Source organism: Pedomonas sp. V897, assembly GCF_051304405.1.
GTDB lineage: Bacteria > Pseudomonadota > Alphaproteobacteria > Sphingomonadales > Sphingomonadaceae > Pedomonas.
In genome coordinates, this window is the sequence record NZ_JBPPGG010000001.1 from 608,619 (window position 1) to 630,975 (window position 22,357).

20 protein-coding genes, 1 tRNA gene and 1 pseudogene are annotated in these 22,357 nt (G+C 70.3%); 12 read left to right on the forward strand and 10 right to left on the reverse strand.

All coding sequences use genetic code 11. The features are described from left to right. Window positions 1-52 precede the first annotated feature (52 nt). The 7 genes from paaA (at window position 53) to ACSJJU_RS03035 (ending at window position 5,024) form a co-directional block, all read left to right on the forward strand. A complete protein-coding gene (gene paaA, locus ACSJJU_RS03005; RefSeq protein WP_435913687.1) occupies window positions 53-1,054 on the forward strand; it encodes a 1,2-phenylacetyl-CoA epoxidase subunit PaaA in 1,002 nt (333 codons plus the stop codon). Window positions 1,055-1,074: 20 nt separating this feature from the next. Further along, window positions 1,075-1,359 carry a 1,2-phenylacetyl-CoA epoxidase subunit PaaB gene (gene paaB / locus ACSJJU_RS03010; RefSeq protein WP_435913688.1) on the forward strand — a complete coding sequence of 95 codons (285 nt, stop codon included), beginning with the start codon at window positions 1,075-1,077 and terminating at the stop codon, window positions 1,357-1,359. A 21-nt stretch (window positions 1,360-1,380) separates the two neighbouring features. Next, window positions 1,381-2,160, forward strand: a complete 780-nt coding sequence (gene paaC, locus ACSJJU_RS03015) for a 1,2-phenylacetyl-CoA epoxidase subunit PaaC (protein ID WP_435913689.1) — start codon at window positions 1,381-1,383, stop codon at window positions 2,158-2,160. Further along, window positions 2,160-2,705, forward strand: coding sequence for a 1,2-phenylacetyl-CoA epoxidase subunit PaaD (paaD, locus tag ACSJJU_RS03020; protein WP_435913690.1), 546 nt, complete (start codon window positions 2,160-2,162; stop codon window positions 2,703-2,705). The genes paaC and paaD overlap by 1 nt, the downstream gene beginning before the upstream one ends. A 33-nt stretch (window positions 2,706-2,738) precedes the next feature. After that, window positions 2,739-3,800 (forward strand): 1,2-phenylacetyl-CoA epoxidase subunit PaaE, encoded by a 1,062-nt coding sequence (gene paaE / locus ACSJJU_RS03025; RefSeq protein ID WP_435913691.1) that lies wholly within the window; start codon window positions 2,739-2,741, stop codon window positions 3,798-3,800. 188 nt (window positions 3,801-3,988) lie between these two features. After that, on the forward strand, window positions 3,989-4,666 hold the full coding sequence (locus tag ACSJJU_RS03030) for a TetR family transcriptional regulator (RefSeq protein ID WP_435913692.1): 678 nt from the start codon (window positions 3,989-3,991) through the stop codon (window positions 4,664-4,666). A 13-nt stretch (window positions 4,667-4,679) separates the two neighbouring features. Continuing rightward, window positions 4,680-5,024 (forward strand): hypothetical protein, encoded by a 345-nt coding sequence (locus ACSJJU_RS03035; protein ID WP_435913693.1) that lies wholly within the window; start codon window positions 4,680-4,682, stop codon window positions 5,022-5,024. A 164-nt stretch (window positions 5,025-5,188) separates the two neighbouring features. Here ACSJJU_RS03035 and ACSJJU_RS03040 read toward each other — a convergent pair whose 3' ends face one another. Beyond that, window positions 5,189-5,473: an Lrp/AsnC ligand binding domain-containing protein gene (locus tag ACSJJU_RS03040; protein ID WP_435913694.1), complete on the reverse strand. Its 285-nt coding sequence runs from the start codon at window positions 5,471-5,473 to the stop codon at window positions 5,189-5,191. A 312-nt stretch (window positions 5,474-5,785) separates the two neighbouring features. Here ACSJJU_RS03040 and ACSJJU_RS03045 point away from each other — a divergent pair, with 312 nt between their 5' ends. Continuing rightward, window positions 5,786-6,214 carry an SRPBCC family protein gene (locus ACSJJU_RS03045; protein ID WP_435913695.1) on the forward strand — a complete coding sequence of 143 codons (429 nt, stop codon included), beginning with the start codon at window positions 5,786-5,788 and terminating at the stop codon, window positions 6,212-6,214. A 119-nt stretch (window positions 6,215-6,333) separates the two neighbouring features. Here the strand turns inward: ACSJJU_RS03045 and ACSJJU_RS03050 are convergent, their stop codons facing one another. The 3 genes from ACSJJU_RS03050 to ACSJJU_RS03060 form a co-directional block, all read right to left on the reverse strand. Next, a complete protein-coding gene (locus tag ACSJJU_RS03050; protein WP_435913696.1) occupies window positions 6,334-7,863 on the reverse strand; it encodes an AMP-binding protein in 1,530 nt (509 codons plus the stop codon). A 149-nt stretch (window positions 7,864-8,012) separates the two neighbouring features. Further along, entirely contained in the window at window positions 8,013-9,584 is a 1,572-nt protein-coding gene (locus ACSJJU_RS03055; RefSeq protein WP_435914371.1) for a Y-family DNA polymerase, read from the reverse strand. Further along, window positions 9,475-10,389 carry an ImuA family protein gene (locus tag ACSJJU_RS03060; protein WP_435913697.1) on the reverse strand — a complete coding sequence of 305 codons (915 nt, stop codon included), beginning with the start codon at window positions 10,387-10,389 and terminating at the stop codon, window positions 9,475-9,477. Before ACSJJU_RS03060 ends, ACSJJU_RS03055 begins: the two co-directional genes overlap by 110 nt. A gap of 1,017 nt (window positions 10,390-11,406) precedes the next feature. Here ACSJJU_RS03060 and ACSJJU_RS03065 point away from each other — a divergent pair. Next, window positions 11,407-11,480 (forward strand) — tRNA-Gly (locus ACSJJU_RS03065). Between the two features lie 58 nt (window positions 11,481-11,538). Here ACSJJU_RS03065 and ACSJJU_RS03070 read toward each other — a convergent pair. Together ACSJJU_RS03070 and ACSJJU_RS03075 are read right to left on the reverse strand one after the other, a co-directional pair. After that, on the reverse strand, window positions 11,539-12,054 hold the full coding sequence (locus tag ACSJJU_RS03070; RefSeq protein WP_435913698.1) for a GNAT family N-acetyltransferase: 516 nt from the start codon (window positions 12,052-12,054) through the stop codon (window positions 11,539-11,541). Between the two features lies 1 nt (window position 12,055). Next, window positions 12,056-13,381: an MFS transporter gene (locus ACSJJU_RS03075; protein WP_435913699.1), complete on the reverse strand. Its 1,326-nt coding sequence runs from the start codon at window positions 13,379-13,381 to the stop codon at window positions 12,056-12,058. Between the two features lie 381 nt (window positions 13,382-13,762). Between ACSJJU_RS03075 and ACSJJU_RS03080 the strand changes: the two are divergent. Both ACSJJU_RS03080 and ACSJJU_RS03085 read left to right on the forward strand, forming a co-directional pair. Continuing rightward, window positions 13,763-14,014, forward strand: a pseudogene (locus ACSJJU_RS03080) (BrnT family toxin); the annotation flags it as partial. Beyond that, window positions 13,986-14,240, forward strand: coding sequence for a BrnA antitoxin family protein (locus tag ACSJJU_RS03085; protein WP_435913700.1), 255 nt, complete (start codon window positions 13,986-13,988; stop codon window positions 14,238-14,240). The pseudogene ACSJJU_RS03080 and the gene ACSJJU_RS03085, both read left to right, overlap by 29 nt. Window positions 14,241-14,251: 11 nt before the next feature. Here ACSJJU_RS03085 and cueR read toward each other — a convergent pair whose 3' ends face one another. The 3 genes from cueR to ACSJJU_RS03100 form a co-directional block, all read right to left on the reverse strand. Continuing rightward, a complete protein-coding gene (cueR, locus tag ACSJJU_RS03090) occupies window positions 14,252-14,659 on the reverse strand; it encodes a Cu(I)-responsive transcriptional regulator (RefSeq protein WP_435913701.1) in 408 nt (135 codons plus the stop codon). A gap of 118 nt (window positions 14,660-14,777) precedes the next feature. Next, a complete protein-coding gene (locus ACSJJU_RS03095) occupies window positions 14,778-17,291 on the reverse strand; it encodes a heavy metal translocating P-type ATPase (protein WP_435913702.1) in 2,514 nt (837 codons plus the stop codon). Between the two features lie 169 nt (window positions 17,292-17,460). Next, entirely contained in the window at window positions 17,461-19,326 is a 1,866-nt protein-coding gene (locus ACSJJU_RS03100; protein WP_435913703.1) for an ATP-binding cassette domain-containing protein, read from the reverse strand. 573 nt (window positions 19,327-19,899) lie between these two features. On the opposite strand from ACSJJU_RS03100, the gene ACSJJU_RS03105 reads away from it, so the two are divergent. Next, a complete protein-coding gene (locus tag ACSJJU_RS03105; protein WP_435913704.1) occupies window positions 19,900-21,168 on the forward strand; it encodes an EAL domain-containing protein in 1,269 nt (422 codons plus the stop codon). Window positions 21,169-21,200: 32 nt separating this feature from the next. Here ACSJJU_RS03105 and ACSJJU_RS03110 read toward each other — a convergent pair whose 3' ends face one another. Further along, the gene (locus ACSJJU_RS03110) at window positions 21,201-22,163 is read right to left on the reverse strand and encodes a quinone oxidoreductase family protein (protein ID WP_435913705.1); all 963 of its coding nucleotides are present in this window, start codon (window positions 22,161-22,163) and stop codon (window positions 21,201-21,203) included. Between the last annotated feature and the right edge of the window lie 194 nt (window positions 22,164-22,357).

A 22,357-nucleotide genomic window follows, 5' to 3' on the forward strand; every position in this document is an offset into this window, starting at 1 on the left:
CGTTCGGCTTTTTATATTCTGTCCGAGAAGCGGAAGAACAGGAGACCGGCCCGTGTACACGACCGAACTCGACAAGACCCCCCGGCAAGCGGATGCGCCCGCCCGGCCCGAGGACGCCGAGCGTCTGGCCGCGTTCGAGGCGCGGGTGGCGGCCGATGAGTTCATCGAGCCGAAGGACTGGATGCCGGAGGGCTATCGCAAGACGCTGATCCGTCAGATGTCCCAGCACGCCCATTCGGAGATCGTGGGCATGTTGCCGGAGGGCAACTGGATCACCCGCGCGCCCTCCCTGCGGCGCAAGCTGATCCTGCTCGCCAAGGTGCAGGACGAGGCGGGCCACGGCCTTTACCTCTACAGCGCCACCGAAACGCTGGGCGTCTCGCGCGACGAGCTGGTGCAGAACCTGCTGTCGGGCAAGGCCAAGTATTCCACCATCTTCAACTACCCGACGCTCACCTGGGCCGACATCGGCGCCATCGGCTGGCTGGTGGACGGCGCGGCGATCATGAACCAGATCCCGCTCCAGCGCTGCTCCTACGGCCCCTACGCCCGGGCGATGGTGCGCATCTGCAAGGAGGAGAGCTTCCACCAGCGCCAGGGCTACGAGATCATGTGCACGCTGATGCAGGGCACCGAGGCCCAGCGGCGCATGGCGCAGGACGCGCTGAACCGGTGGTGGTGGCCGTCGCTGATGATGTTCGGCCCGCCGGACGACAATTCGCCCAACTCGGCCCAGTCCATGCGCTGGCGCATCAAGCGCAACTCCAACGACGAGCTGCGCCAGAAGTTCGTGGACATCACCGTGCCGCAGGCGGAGGCCATCGGCCTCACCGTTCCCGACCCGGACCTGAAGTGGAACGAGGAAAAGCAGGGCTACGACTTCGGCCCCATCGACTGGGAGGAATTCTACGCCGTGGTGCGGGGCGAAGGCCCGGTCGCCCGCGAGCGCCTGGCCGCCCGCCGCAAGGCCTGGGAGGACGGCGCCTGGGTGCGCGAGGCCGCTGTCGCCCACGCCGGGAAGGTCGCCGCCCGCCGCAAGGCGCAGGCCGCTTGAGAGTTTGAGGAACAGGAACAATGAACAAAGAATGGCCGCTGTGGGAAGTGTTCATCCGCTCGAAGAACGGTCTGGCGCATCGCCATGCCGGTTCGGTCCATGCGGCGGACGCCCAGATGGCGCTTGAGAACGCCCGCGACCTCTACACCCGCCGTCAGGAGGGCGTGAGCCTGTGGGTGGTGCCGTCGGCGCAGATCGTGGCGTCGGACCCGGCCGAGGCCGAGGCGCTGTTCGAGCCGGCGAAGGACAAGATCTACCGGCACCCGACCTTCTACGACATCCCGTCCAACGTGAAATACATCTGACGGACGGGCGAGGACGCATTGATGACGACTGTCCGCAAAGACGATCTGTTCGAATACGCGCTGCGCCTGGGCGACAGCGCGCTGGTGCTGGGCCACCGCCTCTCCGAGTGGTGCGGCCACGCGCCCGAGATGGAACTGGACATGGCGATGAGCAACCTGGGGCTGGACCTGATCGGCCAGGCCCGGCTGTTCCTCACCTACGCCGGGGAGATCGAGGGCCAGATCACGGGGAAGCCGGGCCGCGACGAGGACCAGCTCGCCTACCTGCGCGACGCGCTCGACTACCGCAATTTCCTGCTGGTCGAGCAGCCGAACGGGGACTGGGCGGCAACCATCGCCCGCCAGCTCTATTTCTCCACCTTCCAGCAGCTCTGCTTCGAGAAGCTGGCGGCCTCGGCCGACGAGCAGCTGGCCGCCATCGCCCGCAAGGCGCTGCCGGAGATCGCCTACCATGTGCGCTTCGCCACCGAGTGGACCGTGCGCCTGGGGGACGGCACCGAGGAGAGCAAGCGCCGCATGCAGGAGGGGCTGAACAACCTGTTCCGCTTCACCGACGAGCTGTTCGCCAGCGACGAGGTGGAAGACCGCCTCGCCGCCGCGGGCATCGCGCCCGACGCCGCCGCGCTGCGCCCCCTCTGGCAGGCGCGCATCGAGCAGGTGCTGCGGGAGGCGACGCTGGATGTGCCGCCGCCGCACCGGCCCATCACCGGCGCGCGCAAGGGCCATCACACCGAGCACCTGGGCTACCTGCTCGCCGAGATGCAGTTCCTGCAACGCGCCTATCCGGGAGCCCGTTGGTAATGACCGCGTCCCCCACCCCGCAGGCCCGCCCGGAGGCCGCCGCCAGCGCGCCGCGAACCGCCGCTGAACAGGCGGTGTGGGCGGTGCTGGCCGGGGTGAACGATCCCGAGATCCCGGCGGTGACGGTCGTTGATCTCGGCATCGTGCGGCGGGTCGAGGTTGGCGCCGGGGATGCACCGGTGCGGGTGGTGATCACGCCCACCTACACCGGCTGCCCGGCGACCGACATCATCACCTTTCTCATCCGCACCGCGCTGGAGACAGCCGGGTTCGCGGGCGCCGAGATCGTGCAGGAAATCGACCCGCCCTGGACCACCGACTGGATCAGCAAGGACGGCCGCCGCAAGCTGCGGGAGTACGGCATCGCCCCGCCGCCGGGCTCCACCTCGAAGCGCGCGCTGCTGGGGGAGTCGGCGGAGATCGAATGCCCCCGCTGCGGCAGCCGCGAGACCGAGCGGATCAGCCAGTTCAGCTCCACGCCCTGCAAGGCGCTGCATCGCTGCCCGTCGTGCCTGGAGCCGTTTGAAGCCTTCAAGTGCCACTAGGCGCTCGACAAGAATGATTCGGAGTTAACCGCCATGCGTCAGTTCCATCCCCTGCGCGTTGCCGAAGTGAAGCGCGAAACGCCCGAGGCCGTCTCCATCCGGTTCGACGTGCCGCAGGAGCTGGCGTCCGTGTTCCGCTATGCGCCGGGCCAGCACCTCACGCTCAAGACCGAGATCGGCGGCCAGGAAGTGCGCCGCTCCTACTCCATCTGCTCGGGCGCGCACGAGGGCCTGCTCCGCATCGCCGTGAAGAAGATCCCGGCGGGCGTTTTCTCCGGCCACGCCAACGAGGCCCTGAAGCCGGGCGACGTGATCGAGGTCTACCCGCCCACCGGCCGCTTCTCCGTCGAGATCGACCCGGAGGCGGCGCGCGCCTATGTGGCGTTCGTGGCGGGCAGCGGCATCACGCCGGTGCTCTCCATCGTCAAGACCGTGCTGGCGCATGAGCCGAAGAGCCGGTTCGTGCTGGTCTACGGCAACCGCACGCCCGCCAGCATCATGTTCATGGAGGAGCTGGCCCAGCTCAAGGACCGCTACATGGGCCGGCTCGAAATCCTGCACGTGCTGAGCCAGGGCCAGTCGGACATTCCCCTGTTCAACGGCCGCATCGACGCGGAGAAGGTGCAGGCCATCCTGCGCCACGTCATCGCGCCCGAGGCGATCGACTACGCCTTCATCTGCGGCCCCAACGCCATGATCGACACGGTGGAGGAAACCCTCACCGCCGCGGGCGTGGACCGGAAGCGCATCCTCACCGAGCGCTTCCTCGCGCCGGACGCCGCCTGCGGCACGCCGGTCGTCCGCCCGGCCGCGCCGGCGGGCGCGCAGGTCACGGTCATCGTTGACGATCAGGCCGTCACCTTCCCCGACAACGGCGCCGTCTCCATTCTGGACGGCGCGCTGGCGGCGGGCGCGCCGGTGCCCTTCGCCTGCAAGGGCGGCGTCTGCTGCACCTGCCGCGCCAAGGTGCTGGAGGGCGAGGTGGAAATGGCGGTCAATTACAATCTGGAGGAGGACGAAGTGGCGGCGGGTTATGTCCTCACCTGCCAGTCCTTCCCCAAGACGGAGCGGGTTGTCCTCAGCTTCGACGCCTGAGGCACCCCGCTTTCCCGAGCCTGAATCGCGGCAGCCGGCGTTGCCTTCTCTCCCCCGGCTGCCGCTCAGGCGAGGCCGGGAGACGCGGCAGCGGATCCTGTGACGTCTGGCGCATTGCCAACCGGCAGGCGGTGAGTCCATAAGCGCATGGATTTGCCGTAACAATCGCACAGGAACAGAGTACGCCCATGGCCCGCACCCAAGCGCCCGATTACGATGACCGCCGCCAGGCCATTGCCGATCGCGCTGCCGAGCTGTTTGCGCGCATGGGCTTCCACCGCGCCTCCATCTCCGATCTGGCGGAGGCGTGCGGCACCTCCAAGTCGGCGCTCTACCACTACTATGCCTCCAAAGAGGCCATCCTGTACGACATCCTGCACCACCACACCCGGCTGCTGCTGGAGACCGCGCAGGAAATCGCCGCCAGCGGGGGCGACGCCACCAGCCGCCTGCGCCGCCTCGCCGAAAGCTTCATGGTGATCTACGTCAGCTCCACCGCCAAGCATGTGGTGCTGCTGAACGAGAGCGCCTCCCTGCCGGAGGGGCAGCGCCGCGAGGTGGTGGCGCTTCAGAACAAGGTGGTGGACATCTTCCTCGGGCTGCTGGTGGAAATCCGGCCCGAGCTCGCCAACCGGCCCGAGCTGCGCAAGCCCGTCGCCATGATGTTCATGGGCGCGCTCAACTGGACCTACACCTGGTTCCGCTCTGACGGCCCGGTCACGCCGAGCCAGTTCGCCGACATGGTGGTGGACCTGTTCGCTGCCGGCCTGCCCGCCCTGCCCCTGCCCGGGGGCGAAGCGGGCGCGGATGCGGGAGCCGGTGCAAACGCACCGCGCGCCGCCGCCGCTGCCACCGTCAAGGCCTGAGGGGCACCCCGCCATGGCCGCGCCGCAGGACCGCACCGCCCTTCTCGCCGCCCTCATCCGCTGCGACACGCCGCTGGCCCCCATCCGCGACGCGCTGGCGGCCCTGCCGCTGGAGGCAACGCCCGCCGCCACCCTGACGCGGGCGGACATCGCCGCCGTGCTCGATCGCTACGAGCAGGGCGCGCTCACGGCCGGGGAGGTGGCGCTGTGGGCGTCCCTCGTCGAGTGCCGGGAGGACATCCAGTTCGAGCCCCGGCACGAGCCGGTCATCGCCGACGCCCTCTACGACCTCGCCAATCAGGAGGCGCTGCCCCTGCCCGACATCCTGGAGGATGTGCGTTTCCTCCTCGGGGTGTAAGAGGCTGGGGTGTGAGAGGGGTTTTTATTTTCTGATTTTTGCATTTTTGCGAGGGGCTTGCCCCTCGCGCTCCCGCTCGTTCATCGGGCCGCGCCCTATGGCGGCGGACGCAGCCCCCATCATCAAGCCAGCGCCATCAAGTCAGCGCCATCAAGTCAGCGCCATCAATCGACGAAGTCGCCGATGTCCTCGCCGAACACCCGGAAGGAAACGAAGGTGTGGGTTTCCTTGATGCCGGGGATGCGGTGCAGCTTGGAGAGCACCAGATCGGACATGGCCTGGAGATTAGGCAGCAGGAACTTCACCAGCAGGTCATATTCGCCGGTGATGGAATAGACCTCCTGCGCCTCATCGATCTCGCCCGCGATCCGCTCGCCCACGTCGCTGGCGCGCCCCACCTCGCATTTCACGAGCACGAACAGACGGCTGTAGGCGGGCAGGTTTTCCATGTTTCCTCCTGAGAGTTCATCATCCGGGCAATACCTGCCCCACCTCTAGCACGCCCGCCCCCGAAGCGCGACGCCCCGCCCCTGTTTTTCAGGACGCGAGGAGCGCGCACCGGAACCATGGCCGAAAAACAGGAGGGGTGCAGGGGTCATGGACCCCTGCCAAACAAAACCGCGAAGCGGGAAGAAGCCCTGACATTTCCCTGGAGGCGCCGGGCCGAATCCCCTAGTCCGGCATCGAGACTGGAACGTCTTCGGAATGAAAGGCGGGCCATGGTGCGGAACAGACCATGGTGCCGGATGAGGGACAGCGTCATGAAAACCATTGCCACCACCTTGCACATTGCGGCGGCGCCGGAGCGCGTGTGGGCCGTGCTGACCGACTTCGCGCGGTACCCGGACTGGAATCCGTTCATCCGGTCGATCGACGGGCCGCTGGAGGCGGGCGGCAGGCTGGCGGTGGAGATCTGCCCGCCCGGCCAGAAGGGCATGCGCTTCCGGCCCAGGGTGCTGGCGGTTGAGCCCGCGCGCGCGTTGCGCTGGAAGGGCTCCGTCCTCATCCCCGGCATCTTCGACGGCGAGCATGTGTTCCGGCTCGAGCCCCGGGAGGGCGGCACCCTTTTGCATCACGGCGAAACCTTCAGCGGCGTGCTCCCGGCCCTGATGCCGGCCCGGTCCTTCGCGCCGGTCGAGGCAGGCTTTCGCAGCATGAACGAGGCGCTCGCCCGCCGGGTGTGCGCCTGAGGTTATCCCCCCGCGCGCTTCCGTTCGTCTGGCACGCACCGGAACCACGGCCCTGAAAACACAAGGGGTGCAGGGGCCACAGACCCCTGCAAACAGAAAACCGCGAAGCGGGAGAGGCCTCAGCCGGCGAGCAGATCCCGGCATGTCTCCCGCAGTTTCGCCTTCATCACCTTGCCCATGGTGTTGCGGGGCAGGTCGTCCACCAGCACATAGGCCTTGGGCTGCTTGAAGCGGGCGAGCGTGCCGGAGAGGGCGGCGGCGAGTGTTTCCTGCGTCACCGCGCCGGGGGCCTCCGGCACCACCACGGCGACGACGCCCTCGCCGAAGTCCGGGTGGGGCACGCCGATCACGGCGCTTTCCGCCACGCCCGGCACGGCGTTCAGCGCCTGCTCGATTTCCGCCGGATAGACATTGAATCCGCCGGAGATGATGAGGTCCTTTGCCCGGCCCACCAGGGTGATGCGCCCGGTCTCGTCCCGGACCGCCACGTCGCCGGTGATGAAGAAGCCGTCGAAGGTGAAGCTCCCGGCGGTTGCCTCCGGCTTCTTCCAGTAGCCCTTCAGCACGTTGGGGCCGCGAATTTGCAGCACGCCCGGCTGGCCCGCCGGGGCCGGGGCGCCGTCCTCGCCCGCCACCCGCGCCTCGACGCCCGGCAGCGGGAAGCCCACGGTGCCGGGGATGCGCCCTTCCACCTCGTAGGGGTTGGAGGTGATCATGGCCGCCTCGGTCATGCCGTAGCGCTCCAGGATGCGGTGGCCGGTGCGCGCCTCGAACGCCTCGAAGGTCTGCGGCAGGAGGGGCGCCGAGCCGCTGATGAACAGCCGGATGTTCCGGCAGGCCTCCCGCGTGAGGCGCGGGCTGGCCAGCAGGCGGGTGTAGAAGGTGGGCACACCCATGAACACCGTGGCCTCCGGCAGGCGGTCGATCACCGCGTCGGCGTCGAACTTCTCCAGCAGGAGGGTGGTGTTGCCGTTCCACAGCGCCAGATGCAGCGCGACGAACAGGCCGTGGGCGTGGAACAGCGGCAGGGCGTGCAGGACCACGTCGTCGGCGCTGAAGCGCCAGCAGGCGTGCAGCGCCTCCACGTTGCTGGAGAGGTTGCGGTGGGTGAGCATGGCCCCCTTCGGCCGCCCGGTGGTGCCGGAGGTGTAGAGGATAGCCGCCACGTCGTCCGGCTCCATGCGGGCGATGGCCGGGTTGGGCACCGCCTCGGTGACGAGCGCGCAGAGGGTGCTGTGGCAGCTGTTGTCGCCCAGCGTCTCGACCGGCACGGCCCCGGCGCCCGCCGCCGCGGCCGCCCGCGCGAGCGTGTCGCGGTTGCCGTCGCTGCCGACGATGAGCCGGGGCCCGGCATCCTGAATGAAATAGGCCAGCTCGGCCTCGGTGTAGCCGGTGTTGAGCGGCACGATGATCGCGCCCAGCGCCAGACAGGCGAGGTAGAGGAACACGAACTCGGGCGTGCGCTCCACCTGCACCACCACCCGGTCGCCCCGGCCGACGCCGAGGCTGTCCAGCACCGTGCGGTAGCGGCCCACCCGCTCGGCCAGATCGCCGAAGTTCAGCAGGGCCTCGCCGCGCCACACGAGGCAGGGCTTGGCCTCCAGCCCCGCCTGACGCGCCAGGAATATCCCGTAAAGATTGGCACTCATGCCCTGTCCTTCACCTTCCCCTCGGCATTGCCCCCGCCCCCGTCGGCGCGGGTGCTCCCGCTCATGACCGCCGGGAAGCGCCAAACGCAACGACAGGTCAAGCAGCAAACAGAAAATCAGGCGCAGGTGCAAGTTGTCAGCCAGGCTGTTCAGCCGAAAAAACCGTGGATGAACCAGTCGGGCGCGGCGGGGGCCTCGTGCGCCGCGCCGCCGTAGAGGCCGTGGCGGAACAGCCAGAACCGCCGCCCTTGCGCATCCTCCACCACGTAATAGTCGCGGGTGCGCTCGCCGTCCTGCGCCTGCCACCACTCGGGGGCGATCCGCTCCGGGCCGATGGCGCGCACCACCCGGTATTCCAGCCGCCGCCACACGAAGCGGGCGGGCGGGCCTTCCGGCACCTCGGCGACCACGCTCACCGCCTCCGGCCGGTCGAGCAGCAGCAGGGGGCGCGGCCGGTCGAGATCGAGCGCGGCCCTGTGCGCCGGGCGCTCCCGAGGCCCGCGCGCACGCGGGCGCAGGGCCTCCGCCCGCTCCGGCACGTGGCTTTCCCGCGCCGCCAGCCGGTAGACCGCGCGCTCCCCCAGCCGGTTGGCGAGCCGGTCGCCCAGCCGGGCCAGATCCAGCGCACCGCGGTCGCCCGCGAAGCTGTCCTGCACGGCGGCGAGCGGCGCGGCCTCCACCGCCGCCAGACGCAGGCTCTCGATGCCGAAGCCCGGGTCCAGCGCCTCCAGCCGGGGGGCGAGCAGGCGGGCGATATGCGCCGCATCCCGGGTCGGCTCGCCCATGCCGGCCACGATGTCCTGCCGCGCGCCGTCCGTGCGGAACGCGGTCAGCTGGAGGCGGCGCACCCCCAGCCCCTGCCGCGCCAGCAGCGCCGTCAGCTCCGTCAGGAGGCGCGGCAGCCAGGCTTCCACCAGCGCGCGGTCGATGAGCGGCGCGCCGAAGCTGCGCGTCACCTGCAACAGGGCGGGCGGGTCGAGCGGCGTCACCGGCTCGCCCCGGTCGCCCAGCGCCTGATCCAGCCGCGTCACCACCGCCTCGGCGTGCTGCCTCGCCCGGAAACGCCGCGCCAGCGCCGCGCGCGGCAGCGGCAGCAGCTGGCCGATGCGCTTCAGCCCCAGAAGGCGCAGGGCCGCGACCACCTCCGGCTCCAGGCGCAGCGCGGCCACCGGCAGGTCGGCGAGCGCCAGCCGCGCCGCCCCTTCCGGCACCACCGTCTGGTCGTCCGCGCCGAAGCGGGCGAGCGCCCACGCGCAGCCCACCGTGTCCGCCAGCGCCAGCCGGGCGGTGAATCCCAGGGCGTGCAGCCGCCGCGCCAGATCGGCGAGCAGGCCGTGCTCCCCGCCGCGCAGGTGGGCGCAGCCCGTCACGTCCAGCAACAGGCCGTCGCGCCCGTCCACGCCGACGATGGGCGTGTACTGCCCGGCCCAGCGGGCCAGCGCGGCGAGCGCGGCGGCATCCGCCTCCCGGTCGATGGGCGCGGCGGCCAGCGACGGACACCAGGCGCGCGCATCGGTCAGCATCTGCCCGACGCGCAGCCCCGCCGCCCGCGCGCCCTCGTTCAGCGCTGCAAGGGAAAGGCCGTGCGGCCCCGCCTCCACCAGTGCGAATTCACGCGGCTCGGCGTCCGGTCCGGCGCTGCCCGGCTGCAGCCGGGACCGCCGCCTCAGCGCCTGTCGCCGCCGCTCCAGCGGCCAGTGCGGCAGCCAGAGCGAAACCACCCGTCTCGTCATCCCAAACCACCCTGAAGCGCGCCGGCGGCGCGTCCCGCGCCCGCACCAGTTCCAGATCCCACACCGGACGCCCCGGCGCGCGAGGCGCGTGCGGGTCCGCCAGACCGGGAGCGGAGGCCACGCGCCAACGGGTCTGCGCCGCGCTGCTGCCGCCGAGCCGCCCCTCCATCGCCAGCCACAGGCACGGCAGGCCCGCCTCGCCCGCCGCCAGGCTGAGCCGGCGGGAGGCAGCGAACGGCAGCGGTGCGCCCACGCCCACCACCGCCTTCAGCGCCCGGCCCGCCTTCAGCCCCTCCTCGGCGGCCCAGGCCACGTCCGCCGGGCGGCGCACGGTGACAAACAGCAGGTCGCCGGGGTCGAGCCCGGCCTGGAGCAACCCCGGCCCGTAGGGGCGGCCGTGCTCGGCCACCACCGTGCCGGAGAGAATCCACAGCACGCCCCGCGCCCGGGCCCGGTTCAGGCCGGCGGCGTCCGCCCCGTCCGGCAGGCGTTGCAGCAGCCCCGCCACCACGCCCGCCAGCGCCGCGCCATGGCCGGGGCCGCCCTGCCCCCCGCTGCTCCCCCCGCTGCTCCCCCCGCTGCCGAGACCCCATTCGTGCAGGCCGTCCCGCGCCAGCCCGCCGCCCAGATGGTCGTCCAGCGCGGGGATGCCGAAGGTCCAGCCACGGGCCGCGCCCGACTCGCCATCCCGCGCCTCCAAGGCGGCGCCGCGCCCTTCCAGCTGCGACACCGCCGCGCGCAGCTGCGCCAGAATCTCCCGCTTTTCCGCTGTTGCCGTCCGTGCCGTCATCATCCACCCTGTTCGATACGCCCAGCAGAACTGCCCATGGAAACGCAAATGTTTCCGTTTTGTTCTCACCGGGGGCGGTATGAGTCAAGTCGTCCATATTACGGATGCGACGTGCTGCGTTCGGATGCGGAGCGAACAGGGCAGTGCCTGCCCCCAGAGAGAATATATTCGCCCCCGGATGATACGGGGACGTACGATTAATATAGCCACTTCAGATACTTGGGCGTTAGGGTGCCCGTGCCTGCTCAAAGGCAGGAGTACGCCACAGCGTACTCTCCCCTGGCAGCGTTCCGGTTTCATCGAGCCGGGACGCGCAGACCAGCCCGTGGGCATCCCTGCCGCCGCCCACGGCTTCAACACCGCGCCGGGCTACGGTGGGTCACACCCGGCACCCCCTTCCAGAAGGACCGCCCTGCCGGGTTTTTCCAGCCGGGTTTCTCCTGCCGGGTCTCTCCAGCCGGATTTTCACATATGCGGTACGGCTGCGTCTCGGAGGCGCCGCCAAAGATGCGGTCGCAAAGATGCGGTCGCGCGCCCCACAAATAAATCGGGTCAATGTAATTAATAATATTAAGTAATATTCAGATCTACGACCCTGACGCTCTCGATTCCCCGCGCCCTTCTTGCGTACAAAAAACGACGCCGGACTGGATGAGCCAGCCCGGCGACAGCAGAGTTAATTCTGCGAATGCAGAAGGATACGGTTATGAGCCACCTTGTCCTTCTGGCCTTGAGGCTACTCCGGGTCACGATCTTGATCAAGATTCGGATTGGCAGATAAGACCAGCCCGGCCATGAATGCCCGCCAGAAGGCACACCGGGGGTCTTGAAGCCAGCCTTGCCTCATCAACATTCAGGTGGCTCTGGGCGGCGGGGCGAGAGCTTCTGCCACAGGCTCTCCCCGCCCCCGCATTTTGCCCCCGCATTTTGCCGGGCCTTGTTCTCCGGACATTTTTGGTCGAACCCCGCTTCGGCCAGATTGACGCCATGCCGGCACTTGCCCTATCTAATGCGCGGAGCGCGGGTATGATGTAATGGTAGCCTGCCAGCTTCCCAAGCTGGACGCGCGGGTTCGATTCCCGCTACCCGCTCCATCTGCTCCCCTTTTCCGCGCGCTGTCTTCGCAGCGCGGTTTTCCCCAAAGCACCTTCGTCAAAGCACCTTCGTCATGTAGGCCGCGTCCGCGCCGTAGCTGGCCAGTTTCTGCTGCCAGTGCGGGCTGTCCACCGGCGCGAAGCCCCGGGCGCGCCAGAAGCCGCCCGAGTTGTTCACCGCCACCAGCGCCATGGTCGCCAGACCGGCCGCGCGGGCGCGCGCTTCCAGCAGCCGCACCGCCGCTGCCCCGGCCTGCATCCCGCGCGCGGCGGGTAGCAGGGCGAGGTCGTGAATGTAATAGACCCGCGCCGCCCCCTCCGGCGGCAGGCGGCCCAGCAGGGTGTTGAGCGGCGGCACCGAGTCCGCCGCCCACGGGTGGGTGAGGGTGTAGCCGATCACCGCACCGTCCCGCCCCTGGCGCAGCACGAAGCAGCCTTCGGGGCAGAGGGCGAATCGCTCGGCGAGCACCGCCCGGTCCTCCGGGAAGGCGGGGTGCACCACATCGGCCACGGCGGCGATGGCGTCGACGTCCGCCGCCGTCATCGGCTCCCAGCGGGCCGGGGGCGGCGTCATCTCAATTCTCTGCCAGCGGCTTCAGCGGGATGAGCGCGACCAGGCTGATGACGCCCGCCGCCGCGAGATACAGGCCGACCGGCATCAGCCCGCCCTTGGCGGCCAGCACCTGCGCGATCATCGGGGTGAGCGAGCCGCCGATGATGCCGCCGATGTTGAAGGTCATGGACGCGCCGGTGTAGCGCACGCGGGCCGGGAACAGGCTGGGCAGGAACGCACCCAGCGGGCCGTAGACCAGCCCCATCACGAACAGCGCGAGGCTGAGGTAGAGGAAGATGGCGAACAGCGAGCCGCTGCCGAGCATGGGCGCCATCAGCAGCCCGGCAGGGACGGTGAGGATGCAGGCGGTCATCAGCACCAGCCGGGGGTTGGCGAAGTCCGACCACACGCCCGCCAGCACGATGCCCACCGCCATGAACAGGATCGCCCCCAGCATCACCTGGAGGAAGGCCTCGCGCCCGTAGCCGAGCGTCGTGGTGCCGTAGCCGAGGATGAACGCGGTCGAGAGGTAGAACAGGGCGAAGCAGGAGACCACCGCGAAGGTGCCGCCGATCAGCGCGCGCGGGTGCTGGCGCACCACGGCCGCCAGCGGCACGCGCTCGGGCGGGGCTTCCTGCAGCGCGCGGGCGAAGGCGGGGGTTTCGGCGAGGCGCGTCCGCACCCACAGCCCGAGGAAGACCAGCACGGCGCTGAGGACGAACGGGATCCGCCAGCCCCACCGCACGAAGTCGTCCTGGCTCAGCGCCAGCCCGAGGAGGAGGAACAGGCCGTTGGCGGCGATGAAGCCCACCGGCGCGCCGAGCTGGGGGAACATGCCGAAGCGGCCCTTCCAGCCCCTGGGGGCGTTTTCCACCGCCAGCAGCGCCGCGCCGCCCCATTCGCCGCCGAGGCCGAAGCCCTGGCCGAAGCGCATCAGGCAGAGGAGCACGGGGGCGAGCCACCCGGCGGTCTCGTAGGTGGGGAGAAACCCGATGGCGACGGTGGAGCCGCCCATGATGAGCAGCGAGGCCACCAGAGTCGACTTGCGGCCGATCTTGTCGCCGAAGTGGCCGAAGGCGACGGCGCCGATCGGCCGGGCGATGAAGGCGACGCCGAGGCTGGCGTAGGCGGCCAGCAGTTGCAGCGACGGGTTGTGGGAGGGGAAGAACAGCGGCCCGAACACCAGCGCGGCGGCGGTGGCGTAGATGTAGAAATCGTAGAACTCGACCGCCGTGCCGGTGAGGCTTGCGCCCAGCACCCGCCCGGTCGGATTGACCGGTGCCTCCCCGGCGGCCCCGGCCGCCCGGTTTTCCGTTGCAACGTCCTCGCTTACGCCTGCTGACGACATCCCTGTTTCCCCACGTTGAGAAGCCCGAGAGCCTTGACCCCTCCCATGGCCGGGGTCAAGAGCATCCGCACACAATCCTGTCCTCCTCCCACCCGTTTCCGGTACAAAGCGGCCAGACCACCCCCGCCTTCCCGCAATTCCGTTTCAAGGGGAACGCAGAAGGGGGGGAACGCAAAGGGGAAGGGAAAGAGGCCGCCCCGGCATTCAGCCCTGCGACCAGGCGCGAACGGTCTACGACCACGGCAAGGCTGACGCCCGCATCCGGGCGTGCCACACTCTTTATCTGGAATAATGAACGACTTTTGATCGCTCCCGGTCCTCGTTTGCGCCCCACTCAAATCGTAGCTACAATAAAATGGTCAAGGTTGTTTTGACCCGGCCAAAGACGCCGCGAATGTGGTCAAGCACGGCATTTCCCTTGCCCGGGCCGCCGACATGGACGTGCTGGCAATTGTGGAGGATGATCGGCGGGTCTACGGCGAAACCCGGCTGCGCGCCTTTGGTCTTGTGGACGGCAGGGCGCACGGCCTTGTGTTCACCGAACGGAATGGCCTCATTCGGGCCATCAGCCTGCGCCGGGCGCATGCGAAGGAGTTGAGGCGCTATGTCGAGCAAGCCACCGATCGACAGTGACAATCCCGAATGGACGCGCGCCGATTTCGAGCGGGCGGTCAAGACCGGCGGCGCGCCGCTGGGTGAGGCCGTGAAGATGTTCCGCCGGGCGCGGGGCCCGCAGAAAGCGCCGACCAAGGTGCAGGTGACGCTGCGGCTCGACCGGGACATTGTGGAGACGTTTCGCGCCACCGGCCGCGGCTGGCAAAGTCGCCTCAACCAGACGCTCCGCAAGGCGATGGGCTGACCGCCCTGCCCTCAGGCCCTGGTGCAGCCGCCGCCGCTGGCCAGGTCTTCCAGAATGGGGCAGTCGGGCCGGTCGTCGCCGTGGCAGTGGGAGGCGAGATGCAGCAGCGTCCGGCGCATGGCCTCCAGCGCCTCGGCCTTGCGGCGCAGCTCCTCCGCCCGCGCCAGCGCCAGCGCCTTCACGTCCGCGCTCGCCCGGCCCTTGTCCTGCCACAACGCCAGCAGCTGGCCGATCTCCTCGATGGAAAAGCCCAGATCCCGCGCCCGCCGGATAAAGGCAAGGCGGTGCACGTCCTGTGCGCTATAGTCCCGATAGCCGGACTCCCGCCGCGCCGCCCGGGGGATGAGACCGATCTCCTCATAGTGGCGGATCATCCGCTGCGACACGCCCGAGGCCTTCGATGCCTGCCCGATGTTCATGGCTTCCCGTCCTTGCTTTGCCCCCGTCCTTCCTCGCAGAGCCGCGCCCGACACCCCGCGCACGGCCCGAAAAACGACAAGGGGGTCGCAGGGGAATCACGATCCCCCTGCAAACCTCTCAATTCTCCCGCCCCGTCACGGGCTTCCACCGGCTCAGCGTCAGGGCGTTCATCATCACGCTGACGCTGGAGGCGGCCATGGCCGCGCCCGCAACCACCGGGCTGAGGAGCCCGGCGGCCGCCAGCGGCAGGCCGACGACGTTGTAGACAAAGGCCCAGAACAGCCCCTGCCGGATCTTGGCGTAGGTGCGCCGGGAGAGGGCGATGGCGTCGGCCACCAGCCGGGGGTCGCCGCGCATCAGGGTGATGCCCGCGGCTTCCATGGCGACGTCCGTGCCCGATCCCATGGCGATGCCCACATCCGCCGCCGCCAGCGCGGGGGCGTCGTTGAGGCCGTCGCCCACCATGGCAACGGTGCGCCCTTCGCCGCGCAGGCGGGCAACCACCTCGGCCTTGCCGTCGGGCAGCACGCCCGCGATCACCGCGTCCAGCCCCAGCTGGCGGGCGACGGCCTCGCCCGCGGCCCGGGAGTCGCCGGTCAGCAGCACGGTGCGGATGCCCGCCGCGCGCAGCGCCTCGACCGCCGCGACCGCGCCCGGCTTCAGGGTATCGCCGAAGGCGAAGAGCGCGAGGAGCCGGGGCGTCTCGCCCGCCTCCGCCAGCCAGGAGACCGTGCGCCCGTCGCCCGCCAGCCGTTCCGCTTCCGCCTGAAGGGGGGAGATTTCGACGCCGGCCTCCGCCATCAGCCGCGCGCTGCCGAGGAGGAGCCGCTGCCCGCCGACCGTGCCCGCGACGCCCCGGCCCGGAAGGGCGCGCACGTCGGTGGCGGGCGGCGGGGCGAGCCCCCGTTCGGCGGCGGCGCCTGTGACCGCGCGGGCGAGCGGATGCTCGCTGCCGCGCTGCACGCTGGCGGCAAGGCGCAGCACCTCGGCTTCCTCCGCCCCCTCGGCCGGGCGCAGCGCCACCAGCGCCGGCTTGCCTTCGGTCAGCGTGCCGGTCTTGTCGAACAGCACCGTGTCCACCCGGTGGGCGACTTCGAGGCTTTCCACGTCGCGAATGAGCACCCCGGCCCGCGCTGCCCGGCCGGTGCCCACCATCACGGCGGCGGGTGTGGCGAGGCCCAGCGCGCAGGGGCAGGCGATTACCAGCACGGCGACCGCGTTGAGCAGCGCCGTCTCCGCGTCCGCGCCCGCCAGCAGCCAGCCGGTGAAGGTGACGAGCGCGAGGCCCAGCACCACCGGCACGAAGACCGCGCTCACCCGGTCGACGAGCCGCTGCACCGGCGCCTTGCGCCCCTGTGCCGCCTCCACCAGCCGGACGATGCGGGCGAGCAGGGTCTCCGCCCCCACCGCCGTCACGCCGACGACCACCCGGCCCGCGCCGTTGATGGCCCCGCCCGCCACCCGGCTGCCCACGGTCTTGTCCACCGGCAGGCTCTCGCCGGTGAGCAGGCTTTCGTCAGCCGTGGTCGCGCCTTCGAGGAGGACGCCATCGACGGGGAAGCGCTCGCCCGGGCGCACCTCCACCCGGTCGCCCACGCGGATGCGGGAGACCGGCACATCCTGCGCCTCGCCGTCCGGGCCGAGGCGGCGCGCCGTCTCCGGGCGCAGGGCGGCGAGCGCGCGAATGGCCGCGCCTGCCTGCCGCCTGGCCCGGCCTTCCAGCCATTTGCCGAGCAGCACCAGCGCCACCACCACCGCCGACGCCTCGAAATAGAGGGAACCGTGCCCGCCGTGGCGCAGCAGCTCATAGACGCTGAGCCCCCACGCCGCCGAGGTGCCGATGGCAACCAGCAGATCCATGTTGCCCGTGCCTGCCCGCACGGCGGCCCAGCCCGCCCGGTAGAAGCGCGCGCCGAGCCAGAATTGCACCAGGCTGGCGAGCAGCAGCTGCACCCAGCCGTTCAGCATCCCGTCGAAGCCGAGCGGCTGCACCAGCATGGGCCCGACGAGGGGCGCGGCGAGCAGCAGGGCGAGCGCCGCGTGCCACCCCTCCCGCCGCGCGGCGGCCGCCCGGGCGGCCTCGCGCCCCGCCTCGGCCTCGGCCGCTTCCTCAAGCGCGGGCGGAACGGTTGCCCGGTACCCGGCCTCGGCAACCGCCGCCACCAGCGCTTCGGCGGTTACGTCCGGCCCCGCCAGCACCCGCGCCGTCTCCGCCGCCAGGTTGACGCTGACCTCCCGCACGCCGGGCACGCGGGCCAGCGCCTTCTCCACCCGCGCGACGCACGAGGCGCAGGTCATGCCCGCCACGTCCAGATGGAACGCGCGCTCATCCGCCCCGGCGTCGCGCGCCGGCTCCGGGGCGGCCGCCCTGTCTTCCGCCCCCTCATCAGGGACAACGGCCACCGCCACCGCGACCGCCGCCGGATAGCCCGCCGCCGTCACCGCGCTGGCCAGCGCCGCCGCCTCGAGCCCCGCGCCGCGCACCGTTGCTGCCCTGGCGGCGAGATCGACCGTCACCTCCACGACGCCCGGCGCCTCCCGCAGCGTGCGCTCCACCTTGCGGGCGCAACCGCCGCAGGACATGCCCTCCACGCGCAGGCGCACCGTCTCGCTTGCTGCAACCTCGGCCATGTTCCGCTCCTTGACGCTGACGCTTGGGGACTGGCCTGCACCATCCACCCTCACATCATGTCAGAGTCAAGCGGGACGGACTCCTCGCGCACGGCCCAAGAAAACGACACGGGGATCGCCGGGGGATCACGATCCCCCTGCCCCATCCCATCCCTTCCCTCTCCCCTGTTCACTCCGCCGCCGCGCCTGCCTTGTGGCCGCGCTGCTGGGCCTTCCACAGTTCGGCGTAGGAGCCGCCCCGGGCCAGCAGGTCCGCATGGGTGCCGGTTTCGATCACGCGGCCGCGCTCCAGCACCACGATCCGGTCGGCGTGGACGACGGTCGAGAGGCGGTGGGCGATGATGAGGGTGGTGGTGCCGCGCGAGACCTCCATCAGGTTGTGCAGGATTTCCCGCTCGGTGCGGGTGTCGAGCGCGGAGGTGGCCTCGTCGAAGATGAAGATGCGCGGGCGGCGCAGGATGGCCCGGGCGATGGCGATGCGCTGGCGCTCGCCGCCCGAGAGCTTGACGCCGCGCTCGCCGACGATGGTGTCGTAGCCGTCCGGCTGGCGCAGGATGAAGTCGTGGATGCGGGCGGCCCGGGCCGCCGCCTCGATGTCCTCCCGGGTGCAGCCGGGCCGTCCGAGGCCGATGTTGAAGGCGAGGGTCTGATTGAACAGCACCGTGTCCTGCGGCACCACGGCGACCAGCGCGCGCAGCGCCTCCAGCGGCAGGGTGGCGATGTCGACGCCGTCGAGCAGGATGCGGCCGCCGTCCGGCTCCACCAGCCGGGCGAGCAGGCGCACCAGCGACGACTTGCCCGCCCCGCTGCCGCCGACGATGCCGACGGTGCGCCCCGCCTCCACCGTGAAGCTCACCTCGTGGAGGGTGGGCCGCTCGGGCGTGTAGGCGAAGGAGACCTTCTCGAACACCAGCGCGCCGCCGCCCTGCGGCGGCCGGGTGCGCGCCGGGCGGCCCTTCGCGCGGGCGGTGGCCACCGTGTCTTCGGTGGGCTCCTGCATCAGCGCCACCATCTTGCGGGTGAAGCTGACGCCGTAGATCATCTGGGAGAAGGCGAGCCCCAGGGTCTCCAGCGGTTTGACGATCTGGAGCATGTAGGCGTTGATGAGCACGAAGTCGCCCACGCTCATCTGGCCGCCGCGCACCTCGTGCAGCGCCGCCAGCAGCGCCGCGCCGAACGAGGCCACGAAGGTGGCCGCCACCAGCGCCCCGTTTTCCGCCTTGCGGCGGTAGTAGAGGCCCCACGTGCCCTCGGCGCTCTCCAGCACGCCGTCGTAGCGCTGGCGGGTGAGCCGCTCGGCGGTGCAGAACTTCACGGTTTCGTAGTTGAGCATGGTGTCGGTGAGGATGGCGTAGGCCTCCACCTCCGCCGAGGAGACCTTGTCGCCCGCGTCTGCCAGCCGCGCCGCGCCGACGAGGAACACCACCATGTAGGCGACCGACGCCGCCGCCAGGATCAGCATGAACAGGGGCGGGTAGAGCGCGGCCAGCACCCACACCGACAGGCCGATCTGGAACAGCACGGGCGCGATCGAGAGCACCAGCTGTTGCAGGATGAGCCGGTAGCCCAGGAGGGCGTTGGTGAGAATCTGGCTGACGCCGCCGGTCTGGCGCTCCAGGTGGAAGCGCAGCGGCAGGCGCAGGATGTGGTCGAGGATGCGCCCGCTCATGGTGCGGCGCAGGCGCTGGTCCGCCTTGCCGTTGAGGAGCGACTGGATCTCCGCGACCACCGTCGCCAGCGCCTGGGAGAGGACATAGAGCACCACCAGCCCCGCCGCCCCCAGCCACGCGCCCATGCCGGCGAGGCGGGCGGGCGTGGTCCCGGCGGCGGCCGGGGCGGCGTCGCCGGCCAGCCCGTCCACCACCAGCTTGAGCAGCACCGGCGCGAGGCTGGAGGCGGCCGCGCCCACCAGCACGAACAGGGCCGCCAGCGCGAACAGCAGCTTCACCTGCGCGTCCGCCGTCTGCCAGGCAAAGGCGAGCGCCTGACCCATGGTGCCAAGACTGTCCCTGAGCAGACGTGCGAGGCTGCCCATGCCGCCTGTTCCTCCCGACCCTGCCGCGAGCGCCGCGAGTCGAATCGGGGGGTGAGTCTCTCCCGGCCCCGCGGCGCTGCGCCAGTCTAGGGCGGCGCGGCGGAAGTCCTGCGACTATTTTCGGGTTATTTTATTCGGATTACCGCGCCGCTGTTTTGCCCGGGGTTTCGGCAGGAGCCCAAAGACGGGGCACAAAATGACTATTTTTTAGTCAACATTTTCTGTTGCACATACTTTGTGCATTCTCTATAAAAAAACCCGTAGCGCTTCTCACCTGAGAGCGCCGCATCTCCCCTCCCGGTGCTTCGGCGGTTTCGCCGGATGACCGGACCAAAGCGAACTAGACACCGCCGCTTCGCCTGTCACCTCCCCGATAGACGAAGCGGCGGATTTTTTTACCTCTCCGGCAAATAAGCATCCTCCCGGGAACGGACGGCCGCCTTGTTCGCTCCGTGAAGGGACTGTGCGCCTTGGTCACAAGGAGCGCACCAGCCCTGCTGCGCGGCTGATCCGGGCCAGCCCCGGACCCCGGGCCAGCAGCGGGCCGGCACCGGGAAGGGAAGTTTCACACGTATGGCCCCGCCGCCCACCGACCAGCGGAACACCGACACGCCCACCAACGGCTCAACAGGCACGTCCGCGTCCGCACCGCCGGACACCGGAACGCCGGACACCAGAACCCTGCGCATCCTCATCGTGGACGACGACCCGGACATCTGCGCCGAGCTCGCCAGCATGCTGGAGCTGCGGGGCCATCAGGTGCGGTGGATCACCAACCCGCACCAGCTGGAAGACCTGGAGACCTTCGATCCGCAGATCCTGATCCTCGACCTCGGCCTTCCCTCGCGCGACGGCTTCGAGATCATCAGCACGCTGCCGCTCCATTTCCCCGGCGCCCAGCTCATTGTCTCCAGCGGCCACGACACCCGCATCATCCGGGCCGCCGCCCGGCGGGCGGAGACCCGGGGCGTGCGGGTGCTGGGCACGCTGCGCAAGCCCTATCCGCCCGGAGCGCTGCTGCGGCTGCTGCTCGCCTATGCGCCCTCCAGACCGGCGCCTCCGGCGGTGCAGGCACCCCAGACGCGCCCGGCCGACCGGATCGCGGACCTGCTGACGCCCGACACCCTCGACACCTCCCTCGCCGTCGCCTTTCAGGAAAAGCGGGATCTCTCCACCGAGGAAATCCACGGCTACGAGGCCCTGCTGCGCAGCCGCCTGCCCGGCTATTCCAACCCCGAGCTGTTCTTCCGCCATGACGTGCCGCTCGACCTGCAAATCGCCATCACCACCCTTGTGATCGAGCGGGCGCTGGCGTCGGCGGCGCGACTGCTCGGCGCGGACAGCACCGCCGGCGGCCTCATCTCCGTGAACTGCACGCCGGACATTCTCTGCCACCCCCAGTTCATGAGTCAGGTGGAGATCCTTCTGACCGCCCGGCCGGATGTCATCGACATTCTCGCCATCGAGATCACCGAGCACAACACGCTGGAATCGGCGGACGACATCATGGCCGCCGCCGGGCGGCTTTCTGTCCGTGGCTTCCAGATCGCGCTCGACGACTTCGGCATCGGCATCAACAACTTCGACTCGCTGCTCAATCTGCACTGCGAGGAAGTGAAGATGGACAAGAAGATCTTCTGGCAGTTCTTCGCCAACCGCGACAGCGACAGCATCGCCCGGGAGGTGATCCGCTACTGCCACGAGCGCGGCGTGCTGGTGACCATCGAGGGCATCGAGACGCGCGAGCACCTGTCCTACGCGCTCGATCTGGGCGCGGACTTCGGCCAGGGCTTCCTCTGGGGCCGCCCGGAAGTTCCCCCCTCCGCCAGCCTGCTGTCCTGACGCGCCGCGCCCGGAGCTGCCTCGACGCCTCCTCAGGGGATCAGCAGCACCCGGCCGAACGGGTGGCCGCGCTCCGCATACTCGTGCGCCGCGGCCGCCTCCGCCAGCGGGAAGCGCCGGTCGATCGGCATCCTGAGCTTGCCCGCCGCCGCGTCGGCGAAGTGCCGCGCCAGCAGGTCGTGGGCGCGCGGCAGGTGCATCTCCCGCCCGAACAGCACACCGGTCAGCGTGGCGCTCTTGCCGATGATGTCGAAGAACGGGAAGCTCGGCAGGTCGCCGCTCGATGCGCCCACCACCGCCAGCCGCCCGCGCCAGGCCAGCGCCTGCATCAGCGCCTTCACCGAGGGGCCGCCCGCCAGATCCACCACCAGATCGACGCCGCGCCCGTCCGTCAGCCGCATGGCCTCGGCGGCGATATCCTGGGTCTTGTAGTCGATGCCGTGGTCCATGCCGAAGGCGCGCAGCCGCTCCAGCCGCTCCGCCCCGGCGGCGGTGGCGATCACGGTCGCGCCCGCCGCCTTGGCCAGCTGGATCGCCGCCAGCCCGACGCCGCCCGCGCCGCCCTGAATGAGCACGGTCTCGCCCGCCTTCAGGCGCCCGAACTCGAACAGCGCATCGTCCGCCGTGCCGAAGGTCACGGGGAGGGTGGAGGCGGTCTCGATGTCGAGCCCGTCCGGCACCGGGTAGACCAGCGTCTCACGGGTCACCAGCAGCTCGGCGTGGGAGCCCGCCCAGTTGAAGGCGGCGACGCGCTGGCCCAGCTTCACCCGCGTGACCTCCGCCCCCACCGCCTCGACCACGCCCGCCGCCTGATAGCCGACGATGTGCGGCACCGTCTGCGGCGGCACCAGCCGCCGGTTGAGCAGGTCGCCGCCTTCGATGCTGATGGCCTGGACGCGCACCCGCACGTCCGAGGGGCCGGGGACAGGGTCCGGCACCTCCGCATAGCGCAGCACCGAGGGCGGACCGTTTTCCGTGAGAATTGCAGCTTTCATGGGTGCGGATGATCGGCAGAGCGGCGGGGCAAGGTCAAGGGACGCCGCCCTATCCATAGTGACAGTACAGGCCGGGCCCCGCTCGCCTAGGCTGGCGCGCTACCTGCCGCCGCGCGCTGCGCTGCGGCGCTCTCATCCGGCCGGGGGGGGGGGGGGGGGGGAAGGGGACGAAACCCCCCCCTCCCACCCAAACA